The sequence below is a fragment of the Achromobacter sp. NCFB-sbj8-Ac1-l genome (genome assembly GCF_052695805.1).
This window is the reverse complement of sequence record NZ_CP199812.1, coordinates 5,966,896-5,982,917: the sequence shown is the minus strand read 5'-3', so window position 1 is coordinate 5,982,917 and position 16,022 is coordinate 5,966,896. Positions and strand designations below refer to the sequence as shown.

The 16,022-nt window shown below is 60.8% G+C and carries 12 protein-coding genes, 1 tRNA gene and 1 pseudogene; 7 read left to right on the top strand and 7 right to left on the bottom strand.

Translation table 11 applies throughout. From position 1 onward, the window contains the following. Positions 1-40 precede the first annotated feature (40 nt). The 4 genes from proB to rplU form a co-directional block, all read right to left on the bottom strand. Positions 41-1,177: a glutamate 5-kinase gene (proB, locus tag ACUDP5_RS27445; protein WP_025138399.1), complete on the bottom strand. Its 1,137-nt coding sequence runs from the start codon at positions 1,175-1,177 to the stop codon at positions 41-43. Between the two features lie 55 nt (positions 1,178-1,232). Next, entirely contained in the window at positions 1,233-2,369 is a 1,137-nt protein-coding gene (gene obgE, locus ACUDP5_RS27440) for a GTPase ObgE (RefSeq protein WP_263915137.1), read from the bottom strand. Positions 2,370-2,550: 181 nt separating this feature from the next. After that, the gene (gene rpmA, locus ACUDP5_RS27435; RefSeq protein WP_006216229.1) at positions 2,551-2,811 is read right to left on the bottom strand and encodes a 50S ribosomal protein L27; all 261 of its coding nucleotides are present in this window, start codon (positions 2,809-2,811) and stop codon (positions 2,551-2,553) included. A gap of 35 nt (positions 2,812-2,846) precedes the next feature. Continuing rightward, positions 2,847-3,158: a 50S ribosomal protein L21 gene (gene rplU, locus ACUDP5_RS27430; protein ID WP_025138401.1), complete on the bottom strand. Its 312-nt coding sequence runs from the start codon at positions 3,156-3,158 to the stop codon at positions 2,847-2,849. 462 nt (positions 3,159-3,620) lie between these two features. Between rplU and ispB the strand changes: the two genes are divergently transcribed. From ispB to ACUDP5_RS27415, 3 genes are all read left to right on the top strand, one after another. Beyond that, positions 3,621-4,586 (top strand): octaprenyl diphosphate synthase, encoded by a 966-nt coding sequence (ispB, locus tag ACUDP5_RS27425; protein ID WP_025138402.1) that lies wholly within the window; start codon positions 3,621-3,623, stop codon positions 4,584-4,586. Between the two features lie 127 nt (positions 4,587-4,713). After that, positions 4,714-4,790 (top strand) — tRNA-Pro (locus ACUDP5_RS27420). A gap of 111 nt (positions 4,791-4,901) precedes the next feature. After that, positions 4,902-5,294, top strand: coding sequence for a DUF6538 domain-containing protein (locus tag ACUDP5_RS27415; protein ID WP_445657742.1), 393 nt, complete (start codon positions 4,902-4,904; stop codon positions 5,292-5,294). 524 nt (positions 5,295-5,818) lie between these two features. On the opposite strand, the pseudogene ACUDP5_RS27410 reads toward ACUDP5_RS27415, so the two are convergent. Next, positions 5,819-6,378 (bottom strand): annotated as a pseudogene (locus ACUDP5_RS27410) (transposase); the annotation flags it as partial. Between the two features lie 177 nt (positions 6,379-6,555). Here ACUDP5_RS27410 and ACUDP5_RS27405 point away from each other — a divergent pair. Then, complete coding sequence (locus tag ACUDP5_RS27405; protein WP_445657741.1) at positions 6,556-8,019, top strand: hypothetical protein; 1,464 nt, start codon at positions 6,556-6,558, stop codon at positions 8,017-8,019. Between the two features lie 478 nt (positions 8,020-8,497). Here the strand turns inward: ACUDP5_RS27405 and ACUDP5_RS27400 are convergent, their stop codons facing one another. After that, complete coding sequence (locus ACUDP5_RS27400) at positions 8,498-9,451, bottom strand: LysR family transcriptional regulator (protein WP_445657740.1); 954 nt, start codon at positions 9,449-9,451, stop codon at positions 8,498-8,500. A gap of 130 nt (positions 9,452-9,581) precedes the next feature. Here ACUDP5_RS27400 and ACUDP5_RS27395 point away from each other — a divergent pair, with 130 nt between their 5' ends. From ACUDP5_RS27395 to ACUDP5_RS27385, 3 genes are read left to right on the top strand one after another with little or no spacing between them, the layout of a single operon-like run. Then, the gene (locus ACUDP5_RS27395; RefSeq protein ID WP_445657739.1) at positions 9,582-11,072 is read left to right on the top strand and encodes a short-chain fatty acid transporter; all 1,491 of its coding nucleotides are present in this window, start codon (positions 9,582-9,584) and stop codon (positions 11,070-11,072) included. A gap of 25 nt (positions 11,073-11,097) precedes the next feature. Continuing rightward, on the top strand, positions 11,098-14,544 hold the full coding sequence (locus tag ACUDP5_RS27390) for a molybdopterin-dependent oxidoreductase (RefSeq protein WP_445659221.1): 3,447 nt from the start codon (positions 11,098-11,100) through the stop codon (positions 14,542-14,544). Positions 14,545-14,584: 40 nt separating this feature from the next. Further along, entirely contained in the window at positions 14,585-15,535 is a 951-nt protein-coding gene (locus tag ACUDP5_RS27385) for an ornithine cyclodeaminase family protein (protein ID WP_445657738.1), read from the top strand. Between the two features lie 59 nt (positions 15,536-15,594). On the opposite strand, the gene ACUDP5_RS27380 is transcribed toward ACUDP5_RS27385, so the two are convergent. Then, on the bottom strand, positions 15,595-15,957 hold the full coding sequence (locus ACUDP5_RS27380) for a hypothetical protein (RefSeq protein ID WP_263915141.1): 363 nt from the start codon (positions 15,955-15,957) through the stop codon (positions 15,595-15,597). Positions 15,958-16,022: the final 65 nt, after the last annotated feature.

The following is a 16,022-nucleotide window of genomic DNA, read 5'->3' as shown; positions in this document are numbered from 1 at the left end:
GGCCCGCAGGCCGGCGCAAGCCAGCCTGCGCGGCGGCTGGCTACAGTACGACCAGGTTGTCGCGGTGCATGAGCTCGGGGTCGGTCATGCTGCCCAGGATGCGGGCGATCTGCGATGAAGGCTGACGCAGGATGCGGCGGGTGTCGGCCGACGAATAGTTGATCAGGCCGCGGGCACATTCGCGGCCCTGGCTGTCGACGCAGGCGACGACGTCGCCGCGGCCGAATTCGCCTTCGACCTCGACGACGCCGATCGGCAGCAAGCTCTTGCCTTCGCGCAGCAGCGCTTGCACGGCGCCGTCGTCCAGCACCACGCGGCCCCGCAAGCGCAGGTGATCGGCCAGCCATTGCTTGCGGGCTGACCACACGGGCAGCACGGCACGCAATTCGCTGCCGATGCATTCGCCTTGCGCCAGACGGGTCAACACATTGGGTTCGCGGCCCGAGGCAATGATGGTGTGCGCGCCGCTGTGCGCGGCGCGCTTGGCGGCCAGCACCTTGGTCAGCATGCCGCCGGTGCCGATGCCGCTGCCGGCGCCGCCCGCCATGGCTTCCAGCGACGCATCGCCGGCCTGGGCGTGCGCCATGAACTTGGCGTCGGGATTCTTGCGGGGGTCCGAGTCGTACAGGCCGCGCTGGTCCGTCAGGATGATCAGCGTGTCGGCTTCGATCAGGTTGGTGACCAGGGCGCCCAGCGTGTCGTTGTCGCCCAGGCGGATTTCATCGGTGACGACCGTGTCGTTCTCGTTGACGATGGGCACTACGCCCAGGCGCAGCAGCGCGAAGATGGTGCTGCGCGCGTTCAGGTAGCGGTGGCGGTCGGCCAGGTCTTCGTGGGTCAGCAGGATCTGCGCGGTGCGCAGGCCGTATTCGGCGAAGGCGGCTTCATAGGCCTGGCACAGGCCCATCTGGCCGACCGCCGCGGCGGCCTGCAGCTCGTGCATGACCGACGGGCGCTTGCGCCAGCCCAGCCGCGCCATGCCTTCGGCAATGGCGCCGCTGGAAACCAGCACGATCTGCTTGCCCTGCTTGTGCAGGGAAGCGATCTGCGCGGCCCAGTGGGCGACGGCGGCGCGGTCCAGGCCGCGGCCTTCGTTGGTGACCAGCGACGAGCCGACTTTGGCGACCAGGCGCTGGGCGTGGGTGACGACGGAAACGGCGGGTGATTCAGCAGACATGTTGGGGCCCGGCTGCGGCGAGAAAAGACGTAATCGGAAGGACTGCGATTATGGCTTATTCGTCACCGCCACGCGGCGCCGCGGGCTTGTCGGCATCGGAACGCTTGTCGTCGAAGCGGGGGTCCGGCGCCACGTAGGTGCCGTCGGCCTGGTCTTGCGACACGTGTTCCTTTTCGCGCTCGGCGTCCAGGTAGTCTTGCAGTGCGTACAGCATGTCCTGCGTCCCTTCGCCCGTCAGGCCCGAAATGGCGAACACGGGGCCCTTCCAGTCGTAGAGTTCGAGGAAGCGGCGCTTGGTGTCTTCGGGGTCCGGCACCATGTCCAGCTTGTTCAGGACCAGCCAGCGGGGCTTTTCGGCCAGTTCCGGATCGTAGCGGCGCAGCTCTTCGACGATGGCGCGCGCGTCCTTGACCGCTTGCTCGACCGGATCGGCGTCCGGGTCGGGGGTGGATACGTCCACCAGGTGCAGCAGCACACGGGTACGCGCCAGGTGGCGCAGGAACAGGTGGCCCAGGCCCGCGCCTTCGGAGGCGCCTTCGATCAGGCCGGGAATGTCGGCCACGACGAAGCTGCGCGACGGCGACGTGCGCACGACGCCCAGGTTGGGGTGCAGCGTGGTGAAGGGGTAGTCCGCGATCTTCGGCTTGGCATTCGAGATGCGCGTGATCAGCGTGGACTTGCCAGCGTTGGGCAGGCCCAGCAGGCCCACGTCCGCCAGCACCTTCAGTTCCATGCGCAGGTAGCGATGTTCGCCTTCCTTGCCGGGCGTCCATTGGCGGGGCGCACGGTTCAGGCTGGACTTGAAGTGGATGTTGCCCATGCCGCCCTGGCCGCCGGCGGCCAGCACGACTTTCTGGTCGTGCGTGTTCAGGTCGAACAGGACTTCGCCGGTTTCGGCGTCGTGGATGACGGTACCGACGGGCACGCGCAGCGTGATGTCCGGGGCGGCGGCGCCATATTGGTCCGAGCCGCGGCCGTTTTCACCGCCCTTGGCGCGGTGCAGGCGCGCGTAGCGGAAGTCGATCAGCGTGTTGATGTTGCGGTCGGCGACCGCGTAAATCGTGCCGCCGCGTCCGCCGTCGCCGCCGTCCGGGCCGCCTTTGGGGATGAATTTTTCGCGGCGAAAGCTCGCCACGCCATTGCCGCCTTTGCCGGCGACGACTTCAATGGTGGCTTCGTCTACGAATTTCATGATGTCTGCGCGTGTATGAATTAAGAGGCCGCGCCGCGGTTGCGGTGGCCTGGAAGGAAAAAAGCCCTGCCGCGTGCGACAGGGCTTTTGCCGTTCTGGCGTGGGGCAGGTCGCCAGGGCGACCTTGCCGTTTGCCGGATCGTGCTGCGTCCGCCGCGTAGGCCGCGGACGCGATTGCCGATTACTCGGCGGCGACGATCGAAACGGTTTGCTTGTTCAACGCGCCCTTGAAGCCGAATTGAACCTTGCCGTCGATCAGCGCGAACAGGGTGTGGTCCTTGCCCATGCCGACGTTCACGCCAGCGTGGAAACGGGTACCGCGCTGACGCACGATGATCGAACCAGCGGGAATCAGTTCACCGCCGAAAGCCTTGACGCCCAGACGCTTCGATTCTGAGTCGCGTCCGTTTCGCGTAGAGCCGCCGCCCTTTTTCTGTGCCATTTTTAGCTCCTGCTAATGTGGTACCGAGTCGCTTCTCAAGCCGTGATGGCTTCGATGCGGATTTCGGTGTAGTTCTGACGGTGGCCCTGACGCTTCTGATAGTGCTTGCGACGGCGCATCTTGAAGATCTTGACCTTGTCGTGGCGGCCTTGCGCAAGAACCGTTGCCTTGATCACGGCGCCCGAGACGAGGGGCGTGCCAACTTTGAGTTGGTCGCCTTCGCCCACGGACAGCACTTGATCCAGGGTGATTTCTTGCCCAATGTCTGCCGGTATCTGTTCTATCTTGAGTTTTTCGCCAATGGCAACACGGTACTGCTTGCCACCGGTTTTTACGACCGCGTACATGGGGTATTCCTTAAATAGGTAAATGGGCTTATTCGCAGCCGGCCCTGCTGGGCTGGCGGTACTTGCCTGAAGCGGTTTTGTCTATTCTTGCCGGCCTGGGGTTCTGGCGGGCTGCATAGACGCGCAAGACAAGTGCGTAATTCACCGACGTAATTCGGCCATCACTGACCGAATCCGGGATATTAGCGTGGGGCTGGGGAAAAGTCAAAAAGCGCTTGCAGGGTAAGGGTTTAGGTGTCGTACGGACGCCGCGCAAGAGGGGGGCTGCCGGGGAAAAACGGGGTCTGATCCCTGTTCCTGAGGGAGGCCGGGCGGCGTCCGGACCTTGGCCGCCGGGCGCCGCCCGGCCCGGCTACGGTTCGTGACACCCCGTATAATCGCTGGTCGAATCCCCCCTGCCTTCCTGGCGGGCCCAGCGGTAAGAGCTGTTACACGCGGCTCGTTTCACACTCCGGATACGTCTTGAATCTCCCCGCGCTCATTGCCCCCATAGCTGACGATATGAAAGCCGTCGATGCGGTTATCCGCGAGCGGCTGAATTCCGAGGTGGTGCTGATCCGTACGATCGGCGACTACATCATCGGGGCGGGCGGCAAGCGCATGCGCCCGGCGATGGTACTGATGGTGGCGCGCGCCCTGGGCTATGAAGGGACGCATCACCAGTTGCTGGCCGCCGTGGTGGAATTCATCCATACCGCCACGCTGCTGCATGACGACGTGGTCGACGAATCCGACCTGCGTCGTGGCCGCGACACCGCCAACGCAGTGTTCGGCAACGCCGCCAGCGTGCTGGTGGGCGACTATCTCTATTCCCGCTCGTTCGAAATGATGGTCGAGGCCGACTCGATGCGCATCATGAGCATCCTGTCCGAGGCCACCACGGTGATCGCCGAGGGCGAGGTGCTGCAGCTCTTGAACGTGCACGACCCGGACGTATCGCAGGAACGCTACCTGCAGGTGGTGCGCTACAAGACCGCCAAGCTGTTCGAGGCCGCCGCCCAGGTTGGCGCCGTGCTGGCGGGCGCCACGCCCGAGCAGGAAGCCGCCGCGGCCGCCTACGGCCGCCATGTGGGCACGGCCTTCCAGTTGGTGGACGACGTGCTGGACTACAGCGGCGACGCCACCGCGCTGGGCAAGAACGTGGGCGACGATCTGCGCGAGGGCAAGCCTACGCTGCCGCTGATCCGCGTGATGGAAGTGGGTACGCCCGAGCAGCAGCAATTGATCCGCGACGCTATCAAGACGGGCGACGCCGACTTCGCCGCCGTGGCCGCCGCCATCCAGGCCACCGACGCGCTGGACCACGCCCGCCAGGCCGCCGTGGCCGAGGCGGATCGGGCCCGCGAAGCGTTGTCGAACTACCCCGTTTCCCCTTTTCTAAATTCTCTGTTAGAATTCTGCGCTTTCGCGGTGAATAGAGATCGCTAACCGAAAGGCAGCGAAATAAGTTCACCAAAACCCGAGGATCTTGGAACCCCCAAGCCCTTTGGTGGAAAGCGAAAAATGATTTGGTTGCACTGAGCGCAACGAAGTCGAAGTAGTAAGTAGTAAGACTCGGGGCGTAGCTCAGCCTGGTAGAGTACTGCGTTCGGGACGCAGGAGTCGGAGGTTCGAATCCTCTCGCCCCGACCACTTGATGTGGTCAAACCCGACGGAAGACCCTTTAGCCCTATGGCCATTGGGTCTTTTTTGTTGGAACTGTGGCAAGGCGGTGTGTCAATTTTAAAGATGACAAAGCACACAATGTCTAAGCTACCCCCTGGCCTGAAGATGCGTGGCGGCGTTTGGCACCTACGCATCGGAATTCCCGACAACATCCGTGACACGTATCCCGTTAGCTGTAGCGGCAAGCCCGCTACGGACGCATTTCGTGGATCGCTCGGCACCAGCGACCGCGCCTTAGCTCTTGTTCTGGCGCACTCCAAGATTGCGGAGGTGCGCAAGGAGTTCGCGGACCGCTTGGCGCTCAAGCAAGCCAAGGTCGCGCCGCCTCTGATTCCGCTCACGCCCGATCTGATTTCCTTCGTAAATGCGACGGTTGCGCGGCAGGTGCTGGCAACAGATGACGTATTGCGCACTGAACCGCATGCGGCGGAAGCTTGCCTAACGCGATTCAGGGCACGGAACGCGCCCTGAAGCTGTTTGAAGAGGCTGTAGGCATTGTCCCCTTGGGTCAGTTAGATCGTGCCGTAGGTGGGAGCTTTCTGGCCTTCCTGCGGGATAGCAAGGCTCGGGGCTTTGGCGATAGCACAGCAGCCAACCAAACCGCTGCTATCAACGCTCTCGTAAATGTGGCCGTCAAGGTGGGTAAGCTGACGGCTATCCCGTTCGACCTATCCTTTGCGGTGAAAGGGGCGGAAAAGCGCGTAGCGTGGACCGGCGGGGAACTGCGGACCATATTTGGGTCCCACCTATTTACCGAAGACCCTGCAAAGTTCCCTACGCTTCGGGCGACCCAAGCGTCCGCCGGGTATTTCCTGCTCGTGATGCAACTTTACTCAGGGGCACGAATCGGCGAATTAGCCCAGCTAGAGGCTGCCGACCTACAGAACAGAGACGGCATTTGGGCCTATGAAATTCATGCTCGTGCCGGCGGAACTGTTAAAACTGATGAGTCCGCCCGGTGGGTCCCGATTCACCGCGACCTTATCCGCCTGGGTTTTGCAGCGCCGAGGCAAATTCAGACCCATGTCGCAGTACACCCGATGAACGCGCTTTTTGTTCCAGCCGCGACCGTCGAGCCGCAGCCGGGTGAAACACTTCCAGAATCCCCAACGTCCGTGCCGGGTCACAATGGCATTGAGAGCGTCAATGACTTGGGCAGCCCGCTCAGATGCCGGCACTGGCCTCTTGTAGTACGCCGCCCGCGATAGGCCGGCAATCTGACAAGCGCGTGTGATGGAGAGCTTGGCTTGTACCAACCGATCCACCACTTCGCGCCTGGCCGACGGCGTCAGGATTTTCGATTCAAGACATCCTTGATCGCTGCATTCTCCAGCGCCAAGTCGGCAAACATGCGTTTGAGCTTGGCGTTTTCAGCTTCCAGTTCGCGCAGCCTCTGCAACTCGGAAATTTGCACGCCGGAGAACTTGCTCTTCCAAAGGTAATACGTGGCGTTGCTGATGCCATGTTTACGGCACAGCTCGGCAACGGGCATGCCGGCTTCGCCTTCCTTCAGCACAGCAACGATCTGGCTCTCGGTAAATCTGCTTTTCTTCAAGGAAATCTCCAACTCAGGGAGGCTCCGAAATTCTACCGGTTGGTGTCTACCTGAAGGGGGAGCTTACGATGGCAGCACAACATCAAAGAGGCGTTACTTAGTCCTACAAAATTGTTGTATAACGTAACGGCTTGACTTTCCATAGATGTTTTCCGAACACGTCACCGGGGTGCGCTCATGATGAAGAGAAGGCGTTTCAGAATATATTTTTCGCAGTTCTTCGATGTTGACCCAAAGGTTGTCGAGGATTACGGCGCTTTCGATATATCGCTGATCAACGATCTTCCGTTATTCATTGATCCATTTTTGCTTTTCAATAGCGATAATCAAAAATATCAAGAGCTTCATGATGAGATGATTCGCTACATGCTGTTCTTGAAAGAACAGTCTGCGAAGAAGCTTCCTGCTGGGCTGGTCCAGGCGTGGTTCCATTTCCCTGAAGTCAAGCAAAACTGGATGGGTTTCAGTAAAAGCGGAAACGGTGGTCGTGGACTGGGGGCAAAGTTTGCAGAGTCGTTGAAAAAAAACTTCACATCAGTATTTTCAGATTTTGGTGAAGAAACTAAGACTCATACGCATCTTGGCAAGTTGACTCTTATTAAGAGTGGGGTCGGAAAGGATAATATAAGTGATTTCACGTGCAACCTTATAAAAGGTTATCTGGCTGAGTTCACTGAGAAGTTTGCTTTAAAAAATATAGATCCATCAAAGCTGAAGAAATTCAATATAAGTAAAGTTAAGTTCAATTACGAAACCCAATCTTGGTCGGCCAAGCAATTTGTTCTACCGAAATTCGGTTCAGATTTCGTCTTGCTGACCCCATTGGATATATTGACTAAAGATGACGCCTGGATATCACATAACGGCTTTGTCGAAGATTTTTCTGCTGTACTGCAATCAGTAGGGAATACCAGCCTGCGCTTGCAGATGGAGAACTACTTTGCTTCAAAACTTCCTATTGAGGCCAATAAGCGGCAGCGCGAGGAAGCTATTGAAAAGGTGGTTAGTAAATACCCAGATTTGTTGAACCTGTACGTAAAAATGCAGGAAAAATCGGGAGATGAGGCCGCAGCCACGAGTGCGGAGAAGGTGCAGGCTGCGCAGCAGATTTTCGTAGCGCAATTGCAGAGGTTGATTGACCTTGTAGACAAAACCAAGTTCTACGAGACCGGCACTAACAGCTACGCCGAAGGGATGAAGCGAGTGCAGTTCCTGAAGCATGTTATTGAAAAGCAGGATGGTTATAGAATATTTTATTTGAGCGGAAAACCTATATCTAGAGAAAGTGATTTGCAAATTATGTTTAAGTTGACATGGTTTGCATCTGATTTTAGTGCTGATGCTGAGGTAAATAATGGGCGCGGACCGTCTGATTTTCTTGTTTCCTATGGAAGCGGAGATAAATCTGTTATTGAATTCAAGCTTGCAAAAAATTCTCAGCTAGAGAAAAATCTTCAGAATCAGGCGGAAATATACGCTGATGCGTCTAGGGCGACTCATCCTCCAATTAAGGTTATTCTTTACTTTAAAGAGGCGGAGTTTAAAAAAGTCCAGATTATCCTTGGGCGGCTCAAGTTGGATAAGTCAAAGGATATTGTTCTAATTAACGCCGCGCCTAAAGCGTCGGCTTCCAAGGCCTAAGCCCGAGTAGTGCGCCGTCTTGTAAGAGACCTACATTTGAGGAACTTCTGGCCTAGTAGTGATCGCCTTGATTGCGACATCACGAATCCGAGAGTCCAGTGACTGCCGTGGGGCTTGATAGGGAGGCTCTCAAGTGCTACGGTTTAGGTCGTGTCAATTAAGCCCACCGCCTCGTGTTGACATTTGTCTAGGTCTCCCAGGGAAACGTTAGGATTTCGCGAGGTTCGAATCCTCTCGCCCCGACCACTTGATGTGGTCAAATTCTTGAAAGTGTTTCCCGACACTTTTAGCTGAAAGCCGGTATCGCGAAAGCGGGCCGGCTTTTTTGCGTTTGCGCGGCCCACAGGGCAGACCGGTGGCTGGCGTGGCGCGCGCCGGCTCGGCTCGCCCTGACGATGGGCCTTGATGATGCGCAGGAAAGGATGCGCAGAAAAGCCGGCAGAAAAGCGAGCGGAAAATGGGCAGCCAAGAGCCAGGATCAGTCCGCCGCGGCGTCGGACGAGCCGTCGACCTGCAGATGCGATTCTCGCAGCAGGCTTTTTGCCAGCAACCGCAAGACGCGTGCACAGGCGCTGGCGGCCTTGGACAGGTCGGCGTCGCGTCGATGGACGAGACCCAGGTCCATCGACGGAACGGATCCTGCCATCACCGTCCTGCGTATTCTTCCCCCGTCGTGGGACCACGGCCTGAAAACGAGGTCGGAAAGAATCGTGACGCCGACATTCTGCGCGACCAGGCTGCGCACCGCTTCGATCGACTTGGTACGGAATATGACGTTGGGCTTGAGTTTGCTGGCGCCCCAGTAGCGATTGACGGTTGCCACATGCTCGTCCATGTCCAGCAGGATGAACGGCTGGTCTGCCAGTTCGGACAACGCTACCGACGGGCGGCCGGCAAGGGGGTGATCCAGCGACGTCCATAGCCGGCGCTCGGATTTCAGCAGTTTTTCCTGGTGAAAGTCCGCTGTGGGAGTCAGGTTTGAAACGAGGACGACGGCCAGGTCGAACGACCCGTTGCGTATGCCGTTTTCAATTTGAAGGCGGTTGCGTTCAACGGGTTCAAACGAGACGAGCGGCAGTTGCCGGCGCATCGCCCCGATGATCTTGGGCAGCACGTACTCCGACACCGTATCCGTGATGGCCAGTTTCACGCGGCCTTCGAGCGAGGAGATCGAATCCTTGGTCTCGGCGATGGCCGTTTCCAGCGATGCGAGCACGTGTTCCGCATGGCGCAGAAATCCTTCCCCCTGCAATGTCAGTCTCAAGCCCGCGGCGTGCCGCGTGAAGAGCGGAACGCCCAGGAGGGCCTCAAGATTCTTCAACGACGTCGTGAGCGACGGTTGGCTGACGTAGCAGCGTTGGGCTGCCCGGGACACCTGGCCGGTCATGGCGGCCGCCACAAAGTGTTCCAGCTGCTTGATCGTGACTTTCATAGATAAATTATATATTGCTGCATTCAATAAAAGAATTATGAATACTGCGTGACGATCAATAGCATGCACATTCGCGCGTCGTCGGATGTGTCTCGAGGAACGCCAACATTTCCGAGAAATGGAGACTCCCATGCAATCGTCATCGAGCATTCCTGCCCATCCTGCTGCGCCAGGCGACGCACCGCCCGGCACGCCGCCTGACATCGAACGCAGCACGGGCCTGCTCAGCCGCCTTGGCCTGCGTTTCACTGCGTGGGCGGAACGCTGGTTTCCCGACGCCTTTGTCTTCGCTGCCATCGCCGTGATCGTCGTCGCGGGCGCGGCAATGGCCAATGGGTCGACCCCCCAAGCCGTGGCCAAGGCGTTTGGCGATGGGTTCTGGAGTTTGATCGTCTTTACGATGCAGATGGCGGTCGTTGCCATTGGCGGTTACGTTGTGGCGACGTCGCCGCCTGCCGCTCGCCTTATCCAGCGATTGGCCGCGGTGCCCAGGTCCGGCAGGCAGGGGATTGCGTATGTGGCGCTGATCAGCATGATCCTGTCGCTTTTCAACTGGGGCGTCTCGCTGATCTTCAGCGCGCTCTATGCCCGAGCCTTGGCCCGCCGTGCCGACCTGCGGGTGGATTATCGGGCCGCTGGCGCCGCGGCGTACCTTGGCCTGGGCGCAACCTGGGCGTTGGGCTTGAGTTCGTCTGCCGCCCAGTTGCAGGCCAACCCAGGCAGCCTGCCAAAGAGCATCCTGGATATCACCGGCGTGATCCCGTTCAGCCAGACCATCTTTCTTTGGCAGTCCATGGTCATGGCCGCTGTGCTGATCGTCGTGTCGGTGGCGATCTGCTTTTTTTCGGCGCCTACCGGTGCCAATGCCGTCACGGCCCAGGATCTGGGTGTGGACCTTGCCGAGTTCAAGCCGGCTGCCCAGGATCCGGCCAAGCGTCGCCCCGGTGAATGGTTCGAGCGCAGCCCCTTGCTGACGATTCTTCTGTGTGCGCTTGGATTTGGCTGGTTGGCACAGGAATTCATGGCAAAAAGTCCGCTCGTGGCCATTTCCGGGCTCAATACGTACAACCTGCTGTTCCTGCTGCTCGGCTTGTTGCTGCATTGGCGTCCCCGGAATTTCCTCGATGCCGTGACGCGCGCGGTGCCTTCCACCGCGGGCGTCATCATTCAATTCCCCTTGTACGGCGCCATCGCGGCAATGCTGACGACCGCCAAGGGGCATGATGGCATTGCGTTGTCGGACCGCATCGCGCACCTGTTCGTCAGCATCTCCAACACCGACACCTTCGCGGTGATGATGGGTGCGTATTCCGCCGTCCTGGGCTTCTTCATTCCGTCGGGCGGCGGCAAGTGGATCATCGAGGCGCCTTACGTCATGCAGGCCGCCAACGCGCTCAAGGTGCACCTGGGTTGGGCAGTGCAGGTCTATAACGCCGCGGAAGCGCTTCCGAACCTGATCAATCCCTTCTGGATGCTGCCGCTGCTTGGCGTCCTGGCGCTGAAAGCACGCGACATCGTGGGCTTTACGTTCCTGCAATTGCTGGTCCACGCGCCGCTCGTGCTCTTCATGCTCTGGTTCCTGGGGCGTACGCTCGACTACGTTCCTCCGGTCATGCCCTGACCCTCGACGAGCACGCTTGATCGTGATGCCGACAGAATCCAAGCAGGGGTATTGCACGCTTTGCCGTTCGCGATGCGGTACGGTCAACGAGGTGCGCGGAGACATGTTGATTTCCGTTCGCCCGGATCCGTCGCATCCGACGGGCGAAGCGATGTGCATGAAGGGAAAATCAGCGCCTGAGCTGGTGCACAGCCCCCACCGCCTGCAATACCCTTTGCGTCGCACCAATCCGAAAGGAAGTCCCGATCCGGGCTGGGTGCGCATCAGTTGGGAAGAGGCGCTGGCGGAGACGGCGCGGCGGCTTGGCAGCATTCGCGCTGAAAGCGGCGCGGAGTCGGTCGTGTTCTCCGTCACGACGCCCAGCGGCACGCCGCTGAGCGACAGCATCGACTGGATCGAGCGCTTCGTTCGCCTGTTTGGCAGCCCCAATATCTGTTACGCGACGGAGGTCTGCAATTGGCACAAGGACTACGCGCATGCGTTCACCTTCGGCTGTGGCATGCCGCCTGCCGATTACGCCGAGGCCGACCTCATCGTCCTGTGGGGGCATAACCCTGCGAACACGTGGCTCGCGCAGGCATCGGCCATTGGCAAGGGCCGCATGCGTGGCGCAAAGATGGTCGTGGTCGATCCCCGGCCGACGGCGCTCGCCCGCCAGGCCGATGTTTGGCTGCCGGTACGTCCGGGCACGGATGCGGCAGTGGCGTTGGGCCTGGTCCACCTGCTGATCGCGCAAGGCCGGTACGACGAGGCGTTCGTGCGCGATTGGACGAACGGCCCGCTGCTGGTGCGCAGCGACACCGGGCAGTTCCTGCGCGAGCAGGATGTCTGGCCTGATGCGGTGCGCAACCGCTTCCTGGTATGGAACGACGCACGCCATTGCGTCTGTCCATACGACACCGAGCAGGCTGCGCAGCCACAGCAGAGCGCGGATTTTCGCTTGCGAGGCGCGGTGACTGTCGATGTGTGCGGCGTCGCGGGGCTGGTCTGCCATCCTGCGTTTGAATTGCTTGCCCAGGCCAGTGCCCATTACGGGCCGAGGGAAGTCGAGAGCATTACCGGCGTGCCCGCGGCCTCGCTGCACGCGGCAGCGGCGCTTTTCGGTTCGCTCGGACGCATCGCGTACCACGCCTGGACAGGCATCGGCCAACACGCCAATGCCACGCAATCGGAGCGCGCGGTGGCCACGCTGTACGCGCTGACCGGCAGTTTTGACCGTGTTGGCGGCAACCGCGTGCGCATCGGGCCGCCCTTCAACGCGGTAAACGCGCTTTCCCTGCTGAGTGAAGCGCAGAGGATGAAGGCGCTTGGCATTGATGAGCGGCCTATCGGCCCGCCGGCCCATGGCTGGGTGACGGCGCGCGACACTTACCGGGCGATTCTGGAAGGACAGCCGTACAAGGTGCGCGCCATGGTGGCGTTTGGTACGAACCTGCCGGTGTCGCAGGCGGATACCTCGCAGGCGCACCGGGCGCTTGCCGAGCTTGAGTTTCACGTGCATTGCGACCTGTTCGAGACCCCGGCGGCCAGGTACGCGGATATTTTTCTGCCCGTCAACACCCCCTGGGAGCGCGAGGGGCTGCGAGTCGGCTTCGAGATCAGCGACCGGGCTGCGGGATGGGTCCAGTTGCGCCAGCAAATGGTGCCGCCGCGCGGGCAATCTCGCTCGGACAACGACATCGTGTTCGATCTCGCATGTCGGCTCGGCTTGGGTGACGAATTCTTCGGCGGCAGCCTGGAAGCAGGGTGGAACCACATCCTGGAACCCACCGGACTCTCGGTGGCACAGTTGCGTCGACGCCCGGAGGGCATCGCCTGCCCGGTCGATGCGGGCGAAAGGAAGTATGCGTGCCCGACAGCCACTGGCGTTCGTGGGTTCGCAACGCCCACGCGGCGCGTCGAGCTTTATTCGGAAAACCTGCTTCGGCACCGCCAGCCGCCATTGGCTGCATTTGTAGAGCCCGCCGATACGCCATGCGATCCGAACGCGACGCGCCAGGGCCGCTTTCCTTATGTGTTGAGCTCGGCCAAGAACGGCTTCTATTGCCACAGCCAGCATCGCAGCCTGACCTCGCTGCGCAAAAGGGCGCCGGATCCCATTGCCGAACTCAGTCCCGTGCTTGCCAAGGAAAAAGGCATTCTGGATGGGGATTGGATACGCATCCGCACGCGGGTTGGGCAGGCCCGGTTCGTCGCCCGCATAACTCCCCAACTGGCTGATGGTGTCGTCGTGGCGGAGTTCGGGTGGTGGCAAGGTTGCCCGGAACTCGATCGCGATGGCCTGTCGATCGCGGGCTTGGCCAACAGCAATTTCAATAGCTTGATCAGCGCGGATCACCACGACCCGGTCAGTGGATCCTCGCCGTTGCGCTCGTTTCTCTGCGACGTCGAGTTAGACCCGCTCATCGAGGTGCGCCAGCGAAAGTGGCCGGGCTATCGCGATTTTCGCGTCAGCGAACTGTGTCGGGAAGCCGACGGCGTGCTGGGTATCCACTTTGAACCCCTGGATGACGTCGAATTGCCCGACTACCGCCCGGGACAGCATATCGAGATGAAACTGGACGGAGGGGACGGCATCCCGATCTCGCGTGCGTACTCGCTGACGGGCCCGGCCGTCGTGCCGCATCGGCGCCGTTACAGCATCGCGGTACGCCATCAAAAAGGGCAGTCAGCCGATGGCACGCCCTTTGAAGGGCGCATGTCAGGCTTCTTGCACCGCAGGCTGCGCGTGGGTGATGTCGTGTCGCTGCGATCTCCCTCAGGAGGTTGGGTCCTTCCGCGCCAATCGCCGCAGCCGCTTTTGCTGTTTGCCGGCGGCATAGGCATTACGCCGTTCTTGAGCCTGCTCGAGTCGTTGCCGGATGGCGCGGACGGGCCGGACATCTGGCTCTACTACGCGAACCAGAACAGCGGTACACACGCGTTTCGCGAGCGTATTGCCCATCACCGTGCTCGATTGCCTCGGCTGCACGTCTACGACTATTACGCAGCGCCGCTTCCAGGCGATCGGGAAGGCGTCGATTTCACGGCCAAGCGCTACGTCGATGCAAGCGTCGTTGACGAGGCGCTGATCGCACGACGGGCTCGCGTTTACCTGTGTGGACCGCCCGCGATGATGGAGGCCGTGACCAACGGACTCGTGGCGCGCGGCGTTCCGCGTTTCGACATGTTCAGCGAGCTGTTCCGCTCTCCGTCCACGCCGCCCTCGGGCAACGAAGCCTTCAACGTGCGCTTTTCCCGTTCGGGGCGGGATTCAGTGAAATGGACGGCCAGGCAAGGCACGTTGCTGACGTTTGCGGAATCCCTGGGCGTGCAGATGGCGAGCGGCTGCCGGGTCGGGCAATGCGAAAGCTGCGCGGTGCGGTTGGTGTCCGGCAAGGTGCGCCATCTGCATGGCAGCGAGCCCGATGATCCGGGCATTTGTCTGGCCTGTCAGGCCATCCCTGTCGAGGACGTCGTGCTGGATGCATGACCCGATGCAAGTTTCCATTCCAGGCTGAAAAGGACTAGTCATGAAAATCATCAATGCTGCGGATACGCAGCGGGCGCTGCCTTTCGAGCGTCTCATTCCGGCGCTCGAAGCCATGTTCATCTCTGGATGCGAGGTGCCCTTGCGGCATGTGCACGCCCTGCACGAGACGCCCGAGGCGTCTCCCATGACGGTGCTGATCATGCCGGCGTGGCAGCGTGACCGGTATTTGGGAATCAAGACCGTCAACATCTATCCCGCCAATGCCGCCCGCGGCCTGCCTGGCCTGTACTCAACCTATGTTCTCTATGACGCCAGGACGGGAGAGCCGCTGGCCCTGATTGACGGCAACGAAATCACATCGCGTCGCACCGCCGCAGCGTCCGCGCTCGCCGCGTCCTACCTGGCTCCGGCGACGGCAAGCCATTTGCTGGTGGTCGGCTGCGGGCGCGTGGGTAGCCTCATTCCCGAAGCGTATCGAGCGGTCCGGCCTATCGAGAAGGTCCAGGTATGGGACCGGAATGTCCAGGCGGCCAGAGCCCTTGCCGAAACGCTGCGAGCCCAGGACATTGACGCAAGCGTTGCGCCTGATCTGGCCGGTGCGGTTCGTGAGGCCGATATTGTCAGTTGCGCGACGCTCGCCACCGAACCGCTCATCCAGGGCTCGGCGCTGCGTGCATGCAGCCACCTTGATCTCATCGGCAGTTTCACGCCACAGATGCGAGAAGCTGACGATGCGTGCTTCAGCCATGCGCGCCTGTTCGTCGATACGCAAGAGGCGCTGCAAAAGAGTGGTGAGCTGCTCGGTCCGATGTCGCGGGGCGTCTTTTCTCGGGACGATATCGCCGGAGATTTGGCGGATCTGGCCAACGGGAGAATTGCAGGCCGCGGGGATTCATCGGGCCGCACGGTCTTCAAAGCCGTCGGTACCGCGCTGGAGGATCTGGCCGCGGCGATTCTGGTGTACGAGAGCGCCACGCAGTCAGAATCCTGAATCGCACGGATCCCTGCGCTCGCGGCGCGGGCGCAGAAGGTTGACGGTGGCGGTGGCCGTTATCTCAAGATCACCGTGTAGCGGCGCATCGGCGCTTTGAAAAAGACGTAGCCGATTTCGTTCACCCGGCCGCGCAGCACGATGTCCCTGGCTTGCGTGGCGACGTCCTGGCCATCGCTGGCCTGGATGGTGGCTTCGATGCAGTCCCCGGGCCGATAGCCGGTCGTCTTGATGACCACGTCCAGGTCGACGTAGTGGTCGACCTCGTCGGTGTTGACGCGTGCGTGGTAGGGGCCGTTGGTCCAGTAGATTTCCTCGACCTTGCCGCTGCGCCTGGCCGTTGTGACGTCGCAGGGCGCGGACGGGGCAAGGATCCGGATAGGCGCTTGCGCACCGGAAGCCGGCGACGGCGTTTCTGCCATGGCCGAAGACGCCATGACGCTGAGGGCTATTGCGAGAAGCTGGCTTGAAAACGGCATGGTCCGTC

Bases quoted from the DNA above. Each gene is read 5' to 3' on its own strand.
- ACUDP5_RS27395 (WP_445657739.1), top strand. From the start codon at position 9,582: ATGCAATCGTCATCGAGCATTCCTGCCCATCCTGCTGCGCCAGGCGAC.
- proB (WP_025138399.1), bottom strand. From the start codon at position 1,177: ATGTCTGCTGAATCACCCGCCGTTTCCGTCGTCACCCACGCCCAGCGC.
- ACUDP5_RS27385 (WP_445657738.1), top strand. From the start codon at position 14,585: ATGAAAATCATCAATGCTGCGGATACGCAGCGGGCGCTGCCTTTCGAG.
- obgE (WP_263915137.1), bottom strand. From the start codon at position 2,369: ATGAAATTCGTAGACGAAGCCACCATTGAAGTCGTCGCCGGCAAAGGC.
- rpmA (WP_006216229.1), bottom strand. From the start codon at position 2,811: ATGGCACAGAAAAAGGGCGGCGGCTCTACGCGAAACGGACGCGACTCA.
- ACUDP5_RS27415 (WP_445657742.1), top strand. From the start codon at position 4,902: ATGTCTAAGCTACCCCCTGGCCTGAAGATGCGTGGCGGCGTTTGGCAC.
- ACUDP5_RS27405 (WP_445657741.1), top strand. From the start codon at position 6,556: ATGATGAAGAGAAGGCGTTTCAGAATATATTTTTCGCAGTTCTTCGAT.
- rplU (WP_025138401.1), bottom strand. From the start codon at position 3,158: ATGTACGCGGTCGTAAAAACCGGTGGCAAGCAGTACCGTGTTGCCATT.
- ACUDP5_RS27380 (WP_263915141.1), bottom strand. From the start codon at position 15,957: ATGGCAGAAACGCCGTCGCCGGCTTCCGGTGCGCAAGCGCCTATCCGG.
- ACUDP5_RS27390 (WP_445659221.1), top strand. From the start codon at position 11,098: ATGCCGACAGAATCCAAGCAGGGGTATTGCACGCTTTGCCGTTCGCGA.
- ACUDP5_RS27400 (WP_445657740.1), bottom strand. From the start codon at position 9,451: ATGAAAGTCACGATCAAGCAGCTGGAACACTTTGTGGCGGCCGCCATG.